The organism is Streptomyces sp. NPDC002324, assembly GCF_053593335.1.
In genome coordinates, this window is record NZ_JBSFCF010000002.1 from 196,406 (window position 1) to 215,458 (window position 19,053).

The window sequence follows — 19,053 nt, forward strand, 5'->3', positions numbered from 1 at the left end:
GCTCGTGGCCCCCGCCGGTCGCGTCAGCCGCGTACCAGCTCGATCCGGTACTTCCGGGTCTGGGAACCGTCCTCACTGCGCACGGTGACGACGGCCGAGGCCTCACCGGAACCGTCGGTGCTGTCCACGGTGACGGTCGCGTACGGGTCGCGTGCCGCCGCCGTGACCTCCGCCCGGCCCGGGTCGGCGGTGACGACCCGGTAGTCGGTGGTGCCGGGGTCGAAGGAGTCGATCGGCTTCCCGTCGACCTCTACGGAGGAGGCGGCGGCGTCCGAGGAGGCGCCGGGGGCCTTGGCGTACACCTCGATCTCGCCCATGGTGATGTAGCCGCCCTGCCGCGCGGTCATGACCACGCGCACCCCGGTCACCGGGCCCGCGTCGAGGGGGACGTCGATCACCGGCGTGCCCTCGGTGCCGACCGTGACGGGACCGCCCGCGTCGGTCCATGGACCGTCCGCCGCCGCCCTGACCTGCACCTTCAGGCTCTGCGGGAACGAGACGTTGGTGCCGTCCCGGTGGAAGTGGGCCACGATCCGGCTCAGGTCGCGGGACTTCGGCAGGCCGAAGGTGATGGTGTCGGACGGGTTCTTGGTGCCCGACCTCCAGTTGGACCAGGCCTTCTCGGCGGTGTTGCCGTTGCGCAGCCGCTCGGCGGAGTAGCCGCTCTCGGTGTAGGTGGCGGCGACGGACACGCCCGCGTCGGGCGCGATGTTGGTCTCCGAAGCCTTGGTGACCTGGACGCGTACGGTCGCGTCGACCGTGGAACCGTCGACGACCTCCGCCCTGCCGGTCAGGGTCACCACGCCCTTCTCGTCGAACGCCCCGTCGGGCGCCCGGTCCCAGGTCACCGGAAGGGCGGTCCGGCCGCCGTCCCGGCCGACGCCGACGACCGTTTCCGGCAGGTCCGGCTCGCCCCCCTCGTACGTCTTGGCGCGGCCGGGGACGGTCGAGGCGATCGTGTCGACGGTGACGAGGGCCTCCGCGGGGATCCTCCTGCCGAGGACGTCGGTGGCCTCACCCTTGACGCGTACGGTCCCGGACTTGCGCCACTTGCGGTCCGCCGGCAGCTCCCACACCACGGGCACGGAGCCCCGGGCACCGTCGCGGAGCACCGGGGTCACCGTCTCCGGCAGCTTCGGCCGCAGGCCCGGGACGGTGAACGCCTCCGCCCGCTCGGTGCTCAGCACGGTCTCGTCGCTCACGGCCCAGCGCTGGTTGTCCGCCGACGTCGGGGTGTACGTCGACACCTTGGCGCCGTCCGCCGACGACTGCCCGGTGACGTCGAGGAGACGGCCGGTGGCGGCGTTCACCAACGTCCAACTGCCGTCCCCTGTGGTCGACATGAGCCACTGCGCGGCGGCGGGCACCTCGCCTGTGGCGGGTTCTTCGAGGACGGCCTGGTTGTCGCGCACGGCGAGCCGCCGGCCGGTCTCCGCGTTGGTCAGGACGTAGCGCTCACGGTTGCCGGTGCCGGAGGTCAGCTGCTCCACCGACCACAGTTGCCGGGCGCTCGCGGCGTCGGTGGTGCGCAGGACGACACCGGTGCCGTCCTGCGAGGGGGTGAACGCCTTGCCGCTCTGCGCGCCCTGGAGGCGGTAGACGTGACCGGGCTGGACGAGGGCCGCGTCCTTGTCCGCACCGCGGACGCCGTCGACCAGGAACGTGGTGACGGACTTGGCGGGGACGTCGAGGGTGGCCGAGCGGTCGGTCACCGGGACCGGGGTGCCCTTGACCAGAGCCCCGCCCGCGTTCGTCACCACGGGGGTGACGGTGGCGCCCGCGTCGATCTTGCGGAAGCGCGAGAGGTCCAGGGTGACGGAACGGGCGGTCGTACCGCCGTTGACGTGGACGACGGTGGCCGAACGGCCGGACTTGCGGACGGCGGCGACGCTGGAGGGGTCGTCGACCTTCACGAAGTGGTCGCCGGGCCGGATGTGATGGGTGAAGTTCCGGATGGTGTCGAACTTGGAGTTGGCCCGGATCGGGCAGGTCTCCGGGGTGTCCGTGGCCGTGCAGTTGAACGGGACGTGGATGCTGCCCCAGTTCTTGCCGGCCGCGGCCTGCGGGATCGAGTCCTCGATCGGCTGCCAGAACACCCAGGCGGATGGCTCCAGTTCACGCATGTCGTCGACCATACGGGTGGCCATACCGAGGCCCGGTTCCATGCTCGTGAAGTCGCTGCCGGTGCCCCAGGTGCCCTCGACCTCGCTCATCCAGAGCTTCTTGTCCGCGCCCTTGGCGATGTCCCGCGCGCTGGTGCGCATGCCGGTGCCGTAGGTGTGCACGTTGAGCTGGGGGACGGCCGCCCGTGCGGAGGCGTCGTAGGCGTTCCAGTTCTGCGTGAAGATCGTCGGGTTGGTCTCGTCCATCGCCGAGATCCGGGCCTCGGTCTTCGCCCCGTGCAGTGCCTTCTCCAGGGCGAGGAGCACCTTCTGCTGGAGGGCGGGGCCCGCGTGCGCGCCTTCCTGACGGCCGCCGGTGGGCTGGCCGTTCGCGCCGATCTGGGTGCCCCAGTAGTTGGTGTTGGGCTCGTTCAGCGGGGCGATCGTGTCGAAGTCGATGCCGTGCCGCTTCTCCATCTCCTCGGTGACCCGCACCAGATAGGCGGCGAACTCGTCGACGCGGTCCGCGCGGATCTGGTCCGTGTTCGCGTCGAATCCGCCGGAGACGTAGCCGCTGACGGTCTGGAACCAGGGCGGCGAATTGCTGAACGCCTCCCATTTGGTGACCTTGTCCTTGACCTGGTCCACCCACCAGCGCTGGCCCGGGTCGGCGTTCCAGTCCCAGTGGTCGGGGTTGTCGGGGTCCCACCACTCCATGTCCTGCCGGGTGGTGCCCGCCGGTGCCTTCCAGAAGCCGTCCATCGTCGCGCCGGTCTTCATGTAGTCCTTGCGGACGTCGGGGGCGTTGCCGCCGCCGATGTTGTAGCGCGCGATGTTGAGGCGGAGTCCGTCCTCACCGAACAGCATGTCGACGAGCCGTCTTCGGATGGGCTCCGGGTAGCCGCCGGTGGCGTTGGCGAACCAGACGAGGCTGGTGCCCCATCCCTCGAACTCCTGCTGCTGGTAGGACGGGTCGATCCGGACGGTGACGGAGTTCGGCGCCGAGGCCGTCGTGTCCGCGGTCGCCGGCGGGGCCGCCATCAGACCGGCGCCGAGCACCAGGGGGACCATGGGCGCCAATGCCCTGACGATGCGATGTCGTGGGGTCACGACACTCCCTTCCACAACACGAGGCGAACGCCGTTTCGTTGACATGGCCAAAACACGTGCTTAGCATTCAGGAAACTGAAAGCGCTTTCTAGTCCTTGTTGTTCATGGATTCGCACGACCAATTGCACGGCCCAGGAACGTCCCCCACTCGTCCCGGGAGAAACCGTATGAGGTCGTCACGTACCGTCCCCGCGCTCGCCCTGCTGCTCGCCGCGACAGCGACAGCGACCGCCACAGCGCCTGTCGAGGCGGGAACCGTCGCCCACGCGGCGGCGGCACCCGCGGCGGAGACATCCCCGACCGGCTTCGCAGCCGTCGACGCGCTCGGGCAGAACGGCACCACCGGAGGGGTCGGCGGCCCCACCGTGACCGCCACCACCACCGAGCAGTTCCTGCGGTACATCGACACGGTCGGCCCGCTCGTCATCCGCGTGCAGGGCACCGTCGACATCACCAGCAAGCAGGGCGTCCGGCCGAACAAGACCGTCATCGGCGTCGGTTCCTCGGCCGTCGTCAACGGCGGCGGGCTGGACTTCCACCGCTCGTACAACGTCATCGTGCGCAACATCAGATTCACCGATGCCGAGGACGACGCGATCAGCGTAGGCCAGGACTCCCACCACATCTGGATCGACCACAACGAGTTCGTGGCCCCCCTCGACGGGGCCGTCGACGTCGTGCGCGGCGCCCAGTACGTCACCGTGTCCTGGAACTGGTTCAACAGGACCGACAAGAGCATGCTGCTCGGGCACTCCGACGGCAACGGCGTTCAGGACGCCGGGAAGCTGAAGGTCTCGATCCACCACAACTTCTTCGACGGCTCACGGCAACGGCACCCCCGCGTCCGCTTCGGCGAGCCGGTGCACGTCTACAACAACTACTACAAGGGCAACGCCGTCTACGGTGTCGCCTCGACCATGAACGCCGGTGTCGTCGTCGAGGGCAACCACTTCGAGGGCGTCGCCCACCCCTGCTACTCCGCCAGTGGCTACGACGCCTCCGGGCCGGGCCGGCTGGTCCAGCGGAACAACGCGTTCACCGGCTCCGGCACCTGTGAGGCCAACGGCACGGTGACCGAGCCGCGCACCTACTACGCCTACACCCTGGACCCCGCCGCAGACGTCCCGGCCCTCGTCAGGGCCGGGGCAGGCACCGGAAAGCTCGGTGCCTGAGCAACTCCCCCCACGAAGCACAGGAGAGACCCGATGAACTCACCGCGCAAGAAGGTGGTCGTGGCCGCGCTGGCGGCCGCGCTGCTCGCCGGACCCGGTGTCGCGCAGGCGGCGCCCCCGGCCGCGCCCGTGCCCCGGACGCAGGCCGCGGCGGCCACCGTCAGCTGGACCCTCGTCCGGGCGGCCAACCCGACGCAGGACCAGCAGTCGGCGTACACCCTGATCACGTCGGCCATGAACGCCGCGGTCGCCCGCTACAACAACCTCAGCGACCTCGGCAAGAACATCACCGTCCGCTACGAGCCCGGCGTGCCCACCGCCGACGGGAACCTCAACGGGACCATCCGTTTCGGCAGCAACCGCAGCTACATGAACGAGCGGACCGCACTGCACGAGATCGCGCACACCATAGGCGTGGGCACCAGCGCGGGCTGGTCGCGGCTGGGCGGCAGCGGCACCTGGACCGGCGCGCGAGCCACCGCGCTCGTGAGGCAGTACGACGGGTCGAGCGCGAAGATCTCCACCGGGGGCGGCCACTTCTGGCCCTACGGTCTGAACTACGACAACGAGTACTCCGGAACCGCGGCCGACCGGCACGTCCGGATCGTCGCCGCGATGGTGAGCGACGGACTGTGACTCCGTTCGCGGCGGCGGCAGTTGGTGCTCGGTGACAAACGCGCCGACGGTGGCTGCGTTGTTGTGAGCAAGGGGCGGTGGGGCCGTCGCGGCGGTCCTACCGTCCCAGCATGAACACGAGTCGCAGGAGAGGAACAACCCTCAGAGCGCTGCGGGGCGTCGTACCGGCGGTGCTGCTGAGCGTCGGGGCGCTCACCGGAGCCGCCCCGGACGCCCGGGGCGCGCAGGCGCGGACCGAGACGGCCGTGGCCTCCACGAGCCCGGTCGCCGGTGTGACCGAGACGATGGTGCGGGTACGGGCGCCGCTGCCGGCCTCCTTCGGGGCGCGGCCGGCGGCGTGCGACTGGCTGTCGTACCTGCGCTACCGCTCCGCCGGGGGACCGGCCGCCTCGGCCGACGCCGACCGGATCCTCGTCGCCCAGCCGGGCATCCTGGAAGGCGCCGGAGCCTTCGACAGCGTCGCCCGCAACACCGTGGCCCGCGCCGCCGCTCAGGGCCGGCACATCGAGTTCTGGGCCCTGGACCGGCGATCCAACTGCCTGGAGGACCGCACCGGTATCGCCTCCGGCGACCAGCACACGGCCGTCGACTACTACTACCGCGACAAGCGGGTCGCGGGCCGCACCTTCGAGGGGTACGTCGGCAACGCCGACCTGGGCTGGACGGCGAAGCTCGGCATCGAGCGGACCGTACGCGACCAGTACGACCTCCTCACCGCCGAACTGCCCGACCAGCGCGTGCGCGAGGAGAAGGTGCTGTGCGGCGGCCACTCCCTGGGCGGTGTCATCACCGGGTACTTCGCGACCGCCGACTTCGACGGCGACCCGGCCACCACGGCGGACGCCGGACACCGCCAGTGCGCCGGCTACTTCGCCCTCGACACCACCGTCTCCACCTCGCTCGCCGACCTCAGCGGCAGCATCCCGGACGACACCAACCTGCCCGACGTGGGCCTCGGGTACGGCGCCGTACAGGCCGGGCTCGACAGCGGACTGCTGCCGCGCTCGTTGTCGGCGCCGGTGCTCCTCAACCCGGAGACGATGACGCTGCTCGCCATCGCCGGGGTGGGCGCCCTGCAGAACCCGGGCGGCGAGGCCGACCTGCCGCGCTATCTGCCCCCGAACACCAACATCGAGGTCACCAACCGCTTCCTGTTCTCCAAGGACACCGCCACCTTCCTCGCCGGGTCACCGACGGTGAAGGACTTCCGGCTCAGCAACGAGGCGGTCCTCGGCGCCCTGATGGACGACCACTCCGTCCCGCTGGCCTTCCTGCAGAGCAGCGTCGGCTTCTTCGACGGCGGGCCGGTCGTCGACAAGAACTTCCCCGCCGCCAACGGGAGCGACGCGCAGCCGGCGCTGTTCGGCACCGAGTACAAGGCGATCCCCGGCCGGCCGGGCGGCCCGCTCTACACCTGGCGGAACTACGACCGCGTCGGCGACGCCGACGACCCCGGGTACCGCTCCGCCGACGGGACCCCGTTCACCGGCGCCGGCAAGGAGGTCACCGACATCCAGGAGCTGGCCCGCAGCATGGCCCAGCAGCCCCTGGACTTCACCGAGCAGTACTTCCCGACCAAGCTGGTCACCGACCTCCAACTCGCCGGCTCACCTCAGGTGAAGCGGCTCGTCGTCCACCCGGACGGACTCACCGCCGACCCGACGCTCACCGTGCTCGCGGGCGACGGACTGCTGGCGGGCCGCGTCCCGGCCGACCTGCACCCCGTCGTCGCCGACGGCTATCAGCACCTGGACGTACTGACCGCCGCGCCCGCCCAGAACGACGGCCGTCCCGAGCCCGTCTCCACGAGCCTGACGGAGTTCGCGCGCGACCCCGCATAGCCACCGCCCCCATGGAGGAAGGGCCCGGGAGGATCTCCTCCCGGGCCCTTCGCCCTGTCTCGCGGGGGCCGGACCGGTCAGACCTTGGTCGCGGCGAAGGCCGCCGCGGCGTCGGCGTTCTCGCGGTAGCCGAGGTGGGCGCCCACGTCGCCGCCGCCGCTCTGGCACACCGGGTCACCGGTCGCGCAGAAGTCGATGGTGCGGCTCTGGTAGACGCCGGTGACGCTCTTGCCGATGGCCCGGATCGGGTTGCCGAACAGCAGCACCGAGGAGACCCGGGGTTCCAGCGCGGCGGGGATGGTGGCCACGATGGGACTGCCGACGACCGCGCCGGCGCTGCTGATGCCGATGGAGTTGTCGACGACGTTCGCGCCCTGCGAATAGCCGACGAGAACGAAACGCTGGTTCGGACAGGAGGCGGCCTGGCTCCGGACATGGTTCACCAGGTCCGCGTTTCCCTGTGCGGCCGAGGTGGGTGAAAGGTCGGCGGGATAGTTCACCTTGTAGCTGGACAGGGATTTCCCGTTGAGTTTTTTCTGCAGTGCGGAATACACGGGGTCGCCGACGATGAAGCCGAGCGTGCCCGGCTCGAAGGTGCCGCGGGCGGACACGACGTCGATGTCCGTGCAGGCAGCGGCTGTGGCCGTGGGTGCCGAGACGGTGGCCAGTCCGGCCCCGCCGGCCAGCGAGAGCGCGGCGAGGCACAAGCGGATACGCATGGGGATCCTTTGCGGGTCGGGCGCGTGGTGCGCCTGTGGAAAAGGACGTCCCGAAGGTATTCGCTCGGTCAGGCATGGTGTTATGGCCGGGAATTCAGAATTCACCTTCGTTTTTGTGCCGAGGTGAGTCCGTCCGCATTCCTATGCGGTGAACGTGTCGTCGTCCCGCGATGCCTCCGCGCGCAGGGCGAGGATGAGGTCCAGCCGGGTGCCGGGGTCGTGCAGGGCGTCGCCGAAGAGCTTCTCCAGCTGCCGCAGGCGGTAGCGGACGGTCTGCGGGTGGATGTGGAGGCGGGCGGCGACATCGGGCACGTTGCTGCCGCCGAGCAGCCACGCCAGCAGGGTCTCGGCGAGCCGGCCGCGCGGCCCCTCCGCGACCGTGTCCAGCGGGGCCAGCACCTGTGACCGGAGCTGGGCGAGCATCGGTTCGTCGCTGTGCAGCAGCAGGGTCGACAGATGGTCGGCGCAGCGCACCACGCCCTGCCGGGGCAGGATGCCGCGCCCCATCAACCCGAGCGCGCGGGTGGCCCAGCGCAGGGATCTGGCGGCCTCCGTGAGCGGAACCGAAGGCCCGATCGCCGCCGGCCGCCCCCGCAGCGCGAGCGTGAACGCCCGGCCGCCGAAGCCGCCCGAGCCGTCCGGGTCGGGCACGAGCATCCGTGGTGGCCGGGACTCCATGTCCACCAGCGCCCCGGCGGCGGCCAACGGCCGCTCCTCCCGCCGGTCGGGCGAGGCCGCGAGGACGACGACCGCGACGTGCGTCGGCACGGACCACCGGGCGCCGTGCGCCAGGTCGCGCACCGCCTCCGGCAGCACCGGCCTGTCGCCCAGCAACAGGGCGAGCAGCCGCCCCCGGCGCCGTTCCAGCTCGTCCGTGCTGCGCAGCTGCCCCTCCGCGTACCCCGCCGCCGCGGCCTCGGCCACTTCGTGCACCGTCCGGAACGCCAGTTCACCCAGCCTGGCCATGACCGAGGAGTCCAGGCCGAGTTCCTCCGTCGTGCGGCCCAGCAGCCGCCAGGCGTGCAACCCTCCGACCCGCAGCGCGGACTGCAGCGTTTCGAGGCTGTGGCCCTCCAGCGCCTCGCCGCGTCCCAGCTCGTGATAGATCGCGGTGATCGACTCTCCCCGGCCGCGCGGATCGGCGATGTGGTCGACGAACAGGGTGAGCGCCTGCACGACCCCCGACCTGAGGAGTGCGCGGCTCGCTCCGTCGGCCGACCGGGAGGCGTACTCCGGGACCTGTCTGCGCACCTCCTCCTCCACCTTGTCGGCGACGGTCTCCAGCTCGTCACGCAGCAGTTGGACCAGTTCGGGCGGCACAAGGGGGGCGCCGGGACCGTTCGGTACGCCGTACGGCGGGGTGGGGGCAGCCACGGCGGACCCTCCTTTCACCCGGAAGCGGCTCACCCGCGGGCCGGTGCCCGTGGGGCGAGGGGCAAGTCCCGAGTAGGACGTACGCCCCCCGCGCTCCGTTCCGTTCCCCGACGCCACCGGCCTCACGCCGGCACCCCCAGCGCACCGGCGAGCATCGGCCACGACGCGGCGAACTCCCGCTTCCAGTAGGCCCAGCCGTGCCCTCCGCCCGCGTAGAAATGGGTCGTCACCGGCACCCGGAGCACCGCGAGGGCGTCCGTGAAGGCGTGCGCGGACGGCCAGAGCAGGCTCTCCAGCGCCTCCGGGAGCCAGTCGCCGAGGCCGCCGACCACTCCGCTGCCGCTCGACACGTACAGGGCGGTGCCGCGCAGCTCCGCCGCCCGGGAGCGCGGGTTGAAGTCCCGCCAGGTGAGCAGGTTCAGGATCGGATGGCCCCACAGCGACCGGGGGGCCAGGTTCTCGCGGCTCACGATGGCGTCCATCAGGTTCGGCACCCCGGGTGCCGTGGTGTCGAGGATGCCGCTGTACGAGGCCGCCGCCCTGAACGTCCCCGGATGGCGTGCCGCGTGCGCCATCGCGCCGTAGCCGCCGGTGGAGACCCCGGCGACCACCCGGACGCCGGACGCGCGGTAGTCGCGGGCGAGCAGCGCCGGGACCTCGGAGACCTGGAACGTCTCGTAGTCGGGGCCCTCGCGCCAGGCGGTGGGGATGCCGGTCGGCCCCGCGTCCGGCATCGCGACGATCAGCTCCCGGCCTGCCGTGAACGCCTCGATGTCCGTCTCCCGGGTCCATGACGTGTAGTCGTCGTGGGCGCCGTGGAGGAGATACAGCACGGGGTAGGTCCGGGCGGGCCGCGCGTCGAAGGAGGAGGGGAGGATCAGCCGGACCGGGGCGTTCCGGCCCAGCGCGGCGGAGGGGAGGGAGAGGTCGAGGGTACGGGGCCCGAGGCGGGTGACGGACCGGGCGCCCGGAGCGGCGGTCCGGCGGCCGGCCGCGGCGGCGGTCGTCGCACCGGCCGACCCGGCGAGGGCGGCCAGCGCGGTGGCGGCGGCCGCTCGGGTGACGGAGCGCCGGGACGATCCGGTGATGCCGTCGTGTCGGTCGGCGGAGGGGGTGCGGGCGGCGGGGGTGGTGGGGGTGGTGGGTTGCGTGCGGTCGGACATGGCGGCTCTCCTCGGATCGTGTTCAGCGGGTCTCCCCGGCGAGCCGCCACCGCAGATGGGCGGCGATCTCGTCGACGTTCGGCGGGTCCAGCAGCGAGAGATGGTGACCCGTGACCCGGACGACGGTCAGGCGCGGGCACACCTCGTCCCACCCGAGCGCCTCGTCGTCCCGCTCGTACGCGGGGTCGCGCACGGTGTGCGGGGCGGGCTCGGTGGCCCGGTACAGCAGGACCCGCCCGTCGTACCGGCCCGGCCGGTGCGCCTCGCCGATCTGCAGGTCCAGATAGGAGTCCCGCTGGTGGTCGAGGGCGGCCCGCGGCACGTCGGCCGCCTCCCGCAGCGCCCGCAGCACGGTCTCGACGCGCTCACGGTCGTCCTCCGTCGCCGCCAACTCGTCGTACGGCAGGTCCAGTTCGGCCCCGTACGCGTCGGCGACGTGACGGGCGAAGCCGGTGAAGTGCGCGCGGATCCGCTCGGCCTCGCCGCCTTCGGGACGGGGGAGCGGCCGTACGGAGTCGAGGAGCACGACCAGCCGCACGTCCCGCCCGGCGGCCGTCAGCTGCCGTGCCGCCTCCTGGGCGACGAAGCCGCCGAACGACCAACCGCCCAGCAGACAGGGCCCGTCGGGGTGCGCGGCGGCCACCGCCTCGGCGTACCGACTCGCCTTCTCTACGACCGTACGCACCTCGCCGGTCCGCTCCAGCCCGTACACCGGACGCTCCCCGCCGAGCCGTTCCACGAGCGGGCGGTACACGTCGGTGGTGCCGCCCGCCGCGTGGACGAGGAAGAGCGGGGGGTACGGGCCCGAGGTGTGGAGGGGGTGGAGCAGCGGGTGGGAGACGGAGTGTCGACGGGGCAGGCGCCGGGGGAGGGCGTCGGGCAGGGAGGCCTCGTCCTGGGCCTGCGCCGCTCGCGCCGGAACGTGTCCGCCGCTCGCCTTCTCCGGTACCGACCGGCGACCGTCCCCGGTGGCCGGCGTCGACCCGCCCGGCAGCGCCCGCTGGATCCGGGTCGCCATGGCCGCGACCGTGGCGGCGCCCAGCAGGTCGCGCAGGGGCAGTTCGATGCCGAACTCGCGTTCCAGGGCGGTGCGGATGCGGACGGCCATCAAGGAGTCCAGGCCCAGTTCGGCGAGGGCGGTGGCCGGGGTGATGCGGGTCGGGGGGTGCCCGGTGACGGTGGCGATGTGGTGGCAGAGGCGGGCGGCCACCGGGGCGGGGTCCGCCGTGTGCCATGGTTCCGTCCGGCCGCCGCCCTCCGGCCCGGCGTTCTCGTCCCCGACCCGGCCCTCAGCCGTCGTCGGGTCCGCTCCCTGTCGGTGGCGTTCGCGCGCCGCGCGGGGCTCCGCCGTCACGTGGATGCTGCCGTACGCTCCGCCGCCGTCCGCCCGCGCGGGGGACGGCGGCAGAGCCAGGCCCGCCCTCCCGTCCGTCCACCAGTGCCGCGTGTGCCGCCAGCGGGGCCCGGGCAGGTCGATGACGCCGCCCGGGGGCGGGGGAAGCCGGAGCCCGGCGGACTGCAGGGTGCCCACCCGGGTGAGGAACCCGGCGGCGGTGTCGGCGTCGCGGTGGAGGGTGCCGAGGGCCAGGACTTCGGGGGCGGTGTCCGTGATCGCCCGGGTCAGGACCGGGTGGGGCGAGACTTCGACGAACGCGGTGTGACCGTCGGCGGCGGCAGCGGCGACCGCCCGGTCCAGGCGCACGGGTCTGCGCAGATTGGCGGCCCAGTGCGCCGCGTCGAACACGCAGTCGCCGCGCGGGTCGTCGAGCACGGTGGAGTAGACGGGGACGCGCGGGCGCCCGCCCCGGATGTCCGCCAGCTCCGCCGTCAACTCCGCCAGCAGCGGCTCCACCTGCGGCGAATGACCCGCCCCGGCCACCCGCATCGCCCGCGCGGCCCGCCCCTGCGTCTCCAGCCGGCGCACCAGCCGGGACACCGGTTCCTCCTCCCCGGTGACCACCTTCTGGCCGGGCGAGGAGTGCACGGCGACATGGACACCCGGGAAGTCCCGTGCCAGGAAGTCGAGTTCGTCGTCGGCGAGGTCAACCACCGCCATGGACCCGCCCCGCAGCCCGCCGAGGAGCCGGGCCCGTACGGCGACCACACGGGCCGCGTCCGCCACCTCCAGCGCGCCCGCGCACACCGCGGCCGCCACCTCGCCCAGGGAGTGCCCGATGACGGCGACGGGCTCGACCCCGTGCGCCCGCCACAGCTCTGCCAGCGCCAACTGGAGCCCGAAGAGGACGGGTTGGGCGACCTCCAGCCGGTCCAGGACGTCGCCGGTGGCCAGGTGGTCGTAGAGGGAGAGCCCGCACTCGGGGGCCAGGTGCGCGTCGAGCTTCTCCACGGCCGCGGCGAAGGCCGGTTCCTCGGCGAGTAATCGGCGCCCCATCCCGGGCCACTGGCTGCCGTACCCGGAGAACACCCACACCGGGCCGCGTCCGACGCGGTTCCCGTCGCCCACCACCACCCGCTCGTGCGCCCGGCCCCCGGCCAACGCACGCAGACCCTCCGTCAGTTCGGCCGGGCCGCCGGCCACGATCGCGGCCCGCACCCGGCCCCGTCCCGCACGTCCGGCGAGCGTGCGCGCCACGTCCGCCGGACGGGCGGCGCTCCCCTCGGGCGTGCCGAGCCAGTCCGCCAGCCGGGCGGCGGTGTCCCGGACGCGCGCGATGTCGATGTCGGAGAGGACGTGCAGCCGGGCGGCGGGCTCCTCGGCCGGGGACGGGAGGACGGCGCCGGGCGACCACTCCTCCAGCACCGCGTGGGCGTTGGTGCCGCCGAACCCGAACCCGGAGACCCCGGCCGTGGCGGTGCCGCCGTACCGGGGCCACGGCTCGGCCTCCGTCACCACCCGCAGCCGTACGTCCTCCAGGGCGCTGCCCCCGGCGCAGTGCAGCGAGGGCGGAATCAGGTCGTGGTGGAGCGCGAGCACCGTCTTCACCAGACCTGCGATGCCCGCCGCGGACTCCAGGTGCCCCAGGTTGCCCTTGACGGAGCCGAGGAGCAGGGGCTGGTCGGGGTCGCGGCCGGGGCCGAGGACGGCACCGAGGGCGCCCGCCTCGATCGGGTCGCCGAGCGGGGTGCCGGTGCCGTGCGCCTCGACGTGGTCGATGTGCGCGGGGGACAGGCCGGCCCGCGCGTAGGCGGTGCTCAGCAGGGCCCGCTGGGCGGCCGGGTTGGGGGCCAGGAGCCCGCCCGAGCGGCCGTCGGAGTTGACGGCGGTGGCACGGACGACGGCGAGGATCCGGTCGCCGTCCCGCTCCGCGTCGGACAGCCGCTTCAGGAGCACGGCCGCGCACCCCTCGCCCCGGCCGATGCCGTCGGCGACCGCCGAGAACGGCTTGCACCGCCCGTCGGGCGCGAGGGCGCCCGCCCGCCGGAACGCGACCGTGACGGTCGGGGAGAGCAGCAGATTGACCCCGGCGGCGATCGCGAGATCGCTCTCGCCCGTGCGCAGGCTGACGCACGCGTGGTGCACGGCCACCAGCGACGACGAACACGCGGTGTCGACGGCCATGCTCGGCCCGCGCGTGTCCAGGACGTACGCCAGCCGGCCCGCCGTCACACTCAGCGCCCCGCCGGTCGGCGCCCAGGGGTCCACGGCGGCGGGGTCGGCGCCGGTGAGCTGTCCGTACTCGGACGCGGAGACCCCGACGAAGACACCGGTGGCGCTGCCCGCGAGGGACGCGGCCGGGACGGCGGCATGGTCGAGGGTCTCGTGGACGACCTCCAGAAGGATCCGCTGCTGCGGGTCCATCACCGCCGCCTCGCGCGGGGTGATGCGGAAGAAGTCCGCGTCGAACCCGGCGATGTCGTCCAGATAGCCGCCGTACGGGAGCGCGTCGGCCGGCGGGTACGGCGTGAAGTCCCGCCAGCGGTCCTCCGGAACCCGCCGGATCGCGTCGACGCCGTCGAGCAGCGACCGCCAGTACTGCGCCGGTCCGCGCACGCCCCCGGGCAGCCGGCAGCCGACCCCGACGACCGCCACCGGCTCACCGGGCGTCGGGGGCGCCCCCGGCGGTGGGGCCGCCACGGGCGCTATCTCCGCCGCCGTGGCGCACAGCCGCGCCACCAGCGCGTCCCCGGTGGTCGCCTCCCACAACAGCGTCGCCGGCAGCTCCAGCCCCGTCGCCCGGGACAGCTCCCCGGCCAGCACGACCGCGTCCCGCGAGGACATCCCGAGATCCGCGAGGGGCAGGTCCATCGGCACGTCCTCGGCGGCCGTACCGCTCCAGAGGGCCACCCGCTCGGCGATCAGTTGCCGCAGCGCGCCCCGCGCACCGACCGGAACGGGCCCGATCGGGCCGCCCTCGTCGTCCCTGACGACCCTCACCGCGCGCCCTCCGCCGCATAGGCATCCGCCAGATAGCGTTCTCGGGTGAGCGCCCGCGAGACCTTACCGCTGGACGTACGGGGCACCGTGCCCGGCGGGACGAGGACGACGTCGGACAGCCGCAGCCCGTGCCGGGCGGACACGGCGGCCCGCACCGTCCGCACGAGGTCCGGTACGTCGATGTCGGCGAGCGGCACACCGCGCGCGTGCTCCGCGACCACGACCACCCGCTCCCCGGAGCCGCCCGGCACACCGAACGCGGCGAGCCGGTCCCGTCGTACGGCCGGATGCGTCTCCTGGGCCGTGGCCTCCACGTCCTGCGGGTAGTGGTTGCGCCCGTCGACGACGATGAGGTCCTTCAGCCTCCCGGTGACGAGCAACTGCCCGTCCAGCACCGTCCCCAGGTCACCGGTCCGCAGCCACCCGCCCGGCGCCGCCGTGACCTCGGCCGGTACGGCACCGAAGACCAGCCGCGTCTGCCGGTCCTGGTTGCGGTACCCCCGCCCCACGTTGGGCCCCTGCACCCAGATCTCGCCGACCTCGCCCTCCGCGAGCGCGGCCCGCGACACCGGGTCCGTGATCCGGACCCGCTGGCCCGCCGGCGCGCCGCAGCCGGCCAGCAGCACGGCCCTCGGGTCGTCCGGCCGCGCGGGCAGAGCCTTCCCGGTGGCCAGGGCGTCACGGTCGAGCGCGAACGCGCGCAGCGGCCGCCCGGGGCGCGCGGCGCTGACGAAGACGGTCGCCTCGGCCAGACCGTACGACGGACAGTGCGTCCCCGCGGCGAGCCCCTGCGCGGCGAACGCGGCGTGGAAACGGTCGGCCGTGCCGGGGCGCACCGGCTCGCTGCCGTTGATCAGCGCGAAGACCCCGTCCAGCCGCAGCCCGGCCTTCTGCGGCTCGGTGACGGCCGAGGCGCAGTAGTCGTAGGCGAAGTTGGGCGCCGCGCTCAGCGCGCGCGGGTGCGCGGCCAGCAGCCGCAGCCAGCGCACGGGCTCGTGCAGGAAGGCCACGGGATCCATGAGCACCGACAGCAGCCCCCGCACCACCGGCGCCGCGACACTCAGCACCAGCCCCATGTCGTGGTACAGCGGCAGCCAGCCCACGAAGGTCACCGGATGCGCGTCGGCACCGTAGGCGGCCAGCGCCTGGCGGGCGTTGGCGACGACATTGCCATGGGTGATCTCCACGCCCGCCGGGGTGCGGGTCGAACCGGAGGTGTACTGGAGGTAGGCGAGGGCGTCGGCGTCGGGCTCGGCCGGACGCAGGCCGTCGGCGGCTGCGTCGGGCACGTGGTCCACGGCGACCACCTTCACGTCCCGGCCCGCGCACGCCTCGCGGACCTCGGCGAGGGAGTGGCCCGTCGTGACGACGACCGCCGGGGACGCGTCCGTCAGGACCGCCGACAGCCGGTCGCCCTGCCCGGGCAGACCGGGCGGATACAGCGGTACGGCGACCAGGCCGGCGGCGAGCGCCCCGAGGAATGCGGTGACGTACTCCGTCCCCTGCGGGCACAGCACCGCGACCCGCGCCCCGGGCTCGGCCTCCGCCGCGAGCCGGGCGGCCACGGCCCGCATCCGCAGGTCCAGCCTGCGCCAGGTCAGGGTGCGGTGGACGCCCCGCGAGTGCGGCGCCGGATGGTCGACGAAGGTGAACGCCCGGCGGTCGGGGGTGGTCTCGGCCCAGTGCCGTACATACTCCGGCAGACTGCTGAACACGGGCGCGAGCGGGGGGCGGCGGCTGTCCATCGGCAATGGCTCCTGACGTCGCGGGGACGGCTTGCGGTGGTTCGCGGGGGACGGCTCGGGGCGGGGCGCGGGGGCGGCTCGCGGGCAGCGGTGACAGGGCCCGGAGGGCTCGGCGCGCACGACGCGGGGGTGCTCTAGAGCGGGATGTTGCCGTGCCGGCGCTCCGGCATGGGGGCGCGCTTGCCCCGCAGGGCGCGCAGGGCGCGGCAGATGTGGGCGCGGGTGTCGCGCGGGGCGATGACCGCGTCGACGTACCCGCGCTCGGCGGCGAGGTACGGCGTCCCGTAGGTCTCCTCGTACGCGGTGACGAGGCGGGCGCGCAGGGCCTCGGGGTCGGCCGCGGCGGCGAGTTCGCGGCGGTGCAGGACCCCCACCGCGCCCTCGGCGCCCATGACGGCGATCCGGGCGGTGGGCCAGGCCAGGTTGATGTCGGCGCCCAGGTGCTTGGAGCCCATCACCGCGTAGCCGCCGCCGTACGCCTTGCGCACCACCACCGTGACCTTGGGGACGGTCGCCTCGGCGTACGCGTACAGGAGCTTCGCGCCGCGCCGGATGATGCCGGCCTGTTCCTGGCGGACGCCGGAGAGATAGCCGGGGACGTCGGCGAAGGTGAGCAGCGGGATGCCGAACGCGTCGCAGAACCGTACGAACCGCGCGGCCTTCTCGGAGGCGTCGATGTCGAGGACACCCGCCGCGTGGAGGGGCTGGTTGGCGACGACGCCGACCGAGGCACCCTCGACGAGGGCCAGCGCGCAGATGATGTTCGGCGCGAACAGCTCCTGGATCTCCAGGAGTTCGCCGTCGTCGACGACCGCGCGCAGGACGTCCCGCATGTCGTAGGCCTGCGCGAGCCGGTCCGGCACCACCGCGTCCAGCCCGAGACCGGCCGGCGCGGCCCCCGGCGTGTACTGCGGGGGCCGCTCCGCGTTGTTGGCGGGCAGGTACGACAACAGGTCGCGCACGGTGTCGAGGGCGTCCACCTCGTCGGCGGCCAGGAAGTGGGCGTTGCCGTTCACGGCGTTGCTGGTGCGGGCGCCGCCCAGTTCCTCCGCGCTGGTGCGTTCGCCGGTGACCGTCTCGATGACGTCGGGCCCGGTGACGAACATGTGCGAGGCGCCGTCCACCATCACGGTGAAGTCGGTGATGGCGGGCGAGTACGCGGCCCCGCCGGCGCAGGGGCCGAGGACGACCGAGATCTGCGGGATCACCCCGGACGCCCGCACGTTGCGGCGCACCAGCTCGGCGTAGAGGGCGAGCGAGGTGACGCCCTCCTGGATACGGGCGCCGCCGCCGTCGTTGAGCCCGATGACGGGACAGCCCGTCTTCAGGGCGAGGTCCATCAGCGCGATGGTCTTCTCGCCGAAGGCCTCGCCCATGCTGCCACCGAACACCGTGGCGTCCTGGGCGAAGACACAGACGGGCCTGCCGTCGATCGTGCCGTGCCCGGTGACCACCCCGTCGCCGTACGGCCGTCTGTCCGCGTCCCCGGTGGGGCGGGCCCGCACGAACTGGCCCGTCTCCGTGAACGAGTCGGTGTCCAGCAGCAGATCGATGCGCTCCCGGGCGCCGTACTCCCCGCGTCTTCTCGGCCCGGCCGGTGCGACCGCCCGGATCCGGCGGCCCTCCAGGCCGGCGATGCGGTCGGCGGTCCGGTCGACCGTGCGGTCGGCGATCGTGTCGGGCACCCGCCCGGGCACCTGCCCGGCCGCCCGCTCCGCCGACTGCCTCGCCCGGGATGTCGTCACCTCTAGCGTCACAGCCACCTCCGAAGTGGCTTTCGAATATGGCAGCGAAGGAGCGGTGTTCCGGCTCAATCACCCTTCTGTGTGCGGGAGATGAGTCCCAAGGGGCCGGTGTTCGTCCGTGGGTGACAAGGGCCAGCGTCCTGCCGGGCGCGGAAGGCCACTTCGACTACGCGGGGGCGGCCCTCGGCAGGAGCGTCGCCGGGGTTCGGCCGTCAACCGCGCCGCTTCGCGAGGAACTCCCGGGCGCCGCGCAGTCGGGTGCGCAGACGGCGCCGGGTCCACCCGCTGTCCAGCCGGACGTCGAGCGGTCCGGGCAGGGGGGTCTCGCCCCTGCGGCCGGTCGGCAGCCGGGAGGCGTCCAGACCGTCCCGGCGGGCGATGAGGACGCCGAGTTCGTGGCGGGTGAGCGCGTCCGGCCCGGCGAGATGCCGCACGCCTCCCTCCTCGACGGCGGCCAGTTCCAGCAGCGCGGCGGCGAGGTCCGTCACATGGACCGGGCAACGCACGACATCGGTGAACAGCACGCCGTCGCGGGTGCCGGCCGCGAGATCGTGCACATGCCGTTCATGCGTGGACAGCGGGTGCCCGTCCCCGATGATCAGCGAGGTCCGTGCCACGATCGCGTGCGGCGCCGACAACCGCACCCCGGTCTCCGCCGCGGCCTTCGCCGCCCCGTACGGGGTGACGGGGTCGGGCGGCGAGGATTCGTCGTAGCGGCTCCGCCCACCCGAGAACACGGCGTCGCTGGACACATGGACCAGCCGGCAGCCCCGCTCGGCAGCTGTCCTCGCCACCCGGACCGCGCCCTCGGCGGTGACCGCCCGATCGGCGCCGCCGCTGGAGGCGTTGAGGACCACGGCGGGAGCCACCTCGTCCATCACCCCGGCCACCTGCGCGGGGTCCCGGACGTCGAGGGCGTGCAGGGTGACGTCCTCCGCCGCGTCCGGCGGCCTGGTGGAGTACGTCGCGGCCACCGTGAATCCCGCTGCCGGAGCCCGACGAAGCAACTCGCCGCCCAGGAAACCGCTGCCGCCGATGATCAGGAGCTTCATGCCAGAAACGGTAGGGGGTCCCCGGAGGTGGCCGCGGGGTCGCGGTTCGCTCAGGACT

General features: G+C 73.4%; 11 protein-coding genes. 3 read left to right on the top strand and 8 right to left on the bottom strand.

Features of this window, described 5'->3' with window-relative positions; all coding sequences use genetic code 11:
• Window positions 1-23: 23 nt before the first annotated feature.
• The gene (locus ACWCRJ_RS03935; RefSeq protein ID WP_450938143.1) at window positions 24-3,173 is read right to left on the bottom strand and encodes a glycoside hydrolase; all 3,150 of its coding nucleotides are present in this window, start codon (window positions 3,171-3,173) and stop codon (window positions 24-26) included.
• Window positions 3,174-3,379: 206 nt separating this feature from the next.
• Here ACWCRJ_RS03935 and ACWCRJ_RS03940 point away from each other — a divergent pair, with 206 nt between their 5' ends.
• The 3 genes from ACWCRJ_RS03940 to ACWCRJ_RS03950 all read left to right on the top strand — a co-directional run bounded on the left by ACWCRJ_RS03940 (window position 3,380) and on the right by ACWCRJ_RS03950 (window position 6,861).
• Window positions 3,380-4,384, top strand: a complete 1,005-nt coding sequence (locus ACWCRJ_RS03940) for a pectate lyase family protein (RefSeq protein ID WP_450937768.1) — start codon at window positions 3,380-3,382, stop codon at window positions 4,382-4,384.
• Between the two features lie 33 nt (window positions 4,385-4,417).
• Window positions 4,418-5,020 carry a hypothetical protein gene (locus ACWCRJ_RS03945; RefSeq protein WP_450937769.1) on the top strand — a complete coding sequence of 201 codons (603 nt, stop codon included), beginning with the start codon at window positions 4,418-4,420 and terminating at the stop codon, window positions 5,018-5,020.
• A 110-nt stretch (window positions 5,021-5,130) separates the two neighbouring features.
• Entirely contained in the window at window positions 5,131-6,861 is a 1,731-nt protein-coding gene (locus tag ACWCRJ_RS03950; protein WP_450937770.1) for a hypothetical protein, read from the top strand.
• Between the two features lie 77 nt (window positions 6,862-6,938).
• Here ACWCRJ_RS03950 and ACWCRJ_RS03955 read toward each other — a convergent pair whose 3' ends face one another.
• The 7 genes from ACWCRJ_RS03955 to ACWCRJ_RS03985 all read right to left on the bottom strand — a co-directional run bounded on the left by ACWCRJ_RS03955 (window position 6,939) and on the right by ACWCRJ_RS03985 (window position 18,995).
• The gene (locus ACWCRJ_RS03955) at window positions 6,939-7,580 is read right to left on the bottom strand and encodes a cutinase family protein (RefSeq protein WP_450937771.1); all 642 of its coding nucleotides are present in this window, start codon (window positions 7,578-7,580) and stop codon (window positions 6,939-6,941) included.
• Between the two features lie 141 nt (window positions 7,581-7,721).
• Window positions 7,722-8,954 (bottom strand): PucR family transcriptional regulator, encoded by a 1,233-nt coding sequence (locus ACWCRJ_RS03960; protein WP_450937772.1) that lies wholly within the window; start codon window positions 8,952-8,954, stop codon window positions 7,722-7,724.
• Window positions 8,955-9,076: 122 nt separating this feature from the next.
• Window positions 9,077-10,117, bottom strand: coding sequence for an alpha/beta hydrolase (locus ACWCRJ_RS03965; protein ID WP_450937773.1), 1,041 nt, complete (start codon window positions 10,115-10,117; stop codon window positions 9,077-9,079).
• A 22-nt stretch (window positions 10,118-10,139) separates the two neighbouring features.
• Window positions 10,140-14,453: an acyltransferase domain-containing protein gene (locus tag ACWCRJ_RS03970; protein WP_450937774.1), complete on the bottom strand. Its 4,314-nt coding sequence runs from the start codon at window positions 14,451-14,453 to the stop codon at window positions 10,140-10,142.
• Window positions 14,450-16,198, bottom strand: coding sequence for a fatty acyl-AMP ligase (locus ACWCRJ_RS03975; protein WP_450937775.1), 1,749 nt, complete (start codon window positions 16,196-16,198; stop codon window positions 14,450-14,452). The genes ACWCRJ_RS03970 and ACWCRJ_RS03975 overlap by 4 nt, the downstream gene beginning before the upstream one ends.
• Before the next feature lie 134 nt (window positions 16,199-16,332).
• The gene (locus tag ACWCRJ_RS03980) at window positions 16,333-17,883 is read right to left on the bottom strand and encodes an acyl-CoA carboxylase subunit beta (protein ID WP_450938144.1); all 1,551 of its coding nucleotides are present in this window, start codon (window positions 17,881-17,883) and stop codon (window positions 16,333-16,335) included.
• A gap of 272 nt (window positions 17,884-18,155) precedes the next feature.
• The gene (locus ACWCRJ_RS03985; RefSeq protein ID WP_450937776.1) at window positions 18,156-18,995 is read right to left on the bottom strand and encodes an SDR family oxidoreductase; all 840 of its coding nucleotides are present in this window, start codon (window positions 18,993-18,995) and stop codon (window positions 18,156-18,158) included.
• Between the last annotated feature and the right edge of the window lie 58 nt (window positions 18,996-19,053).

What these genes read in the sequence shown, in the direction of transcription:
- ACWCRJ_RS03965 (WP_450937773.1), bottom strand. Translation starts at nt 10,117, where the DNA reads ATGTCCGACCGCACGCAACCCACCACCCCCACCACCCCCGCCGCCCGC.
- ACWCRJ_RS03950 (WP_450937770.1), top strand. Translation starts at nt 5,131, where the DNA reads ATGAACACGAGTCGCAGGAGAGGAACAACCCTCAGAGCGCTGCGGGGC.
- ACWCRJ_RS03955 (WP_450937771.1), bottom strand. Translation starts at nt 7,580, where the DNA reads ATGCGTATCCGCTTGTGCCTCGCCGCGCTCTCGCTGGCCGGCGGGGCC.
- ACWCRJ_RS03940 (WP_450937768.1), top strand. Translation starts at nt 3,380, where the DNA reads ATGAGGTCGTCACGTACCGTCCCCGCGCTCGCCCTGCTGCTCGCCGCG.
- ACWCRJ_RS03975 (WP_450937775.1), bottom strand. Translation starts at nt 16,198, where the DNA reads ATGGACAGCCGCCGCCCCCCGCTCGCGCCCGTGTTCAGCAGTCTGCCG.
- ACWCRJ_RS03935 (WP_450938143.1), bottom strand. Translation starts at nt 3,173, where the DNA reads ATGGTCCCCCTGGTGCTCGGCGCCGGTCTGATGGCGGCCCCGCCGGCG.
- ACWCRJ_RS03985 (WP_450937776.1), bottom strand. Translation starts at nt 18,995, where the DNA reads ATGAAGCTCCTGATCATCGGCGGCAGCGGTTTCCTGGGCGGCGAGTTG.
- ACWCRJ_RS03945 (WP_450937769.1), top strand. Translation starts at nt 4,418, where the DNA reads ATGAACTCACCGCGCAAGAAGGTGGTCGTGGCCGCGCTGGCGGCCGCG.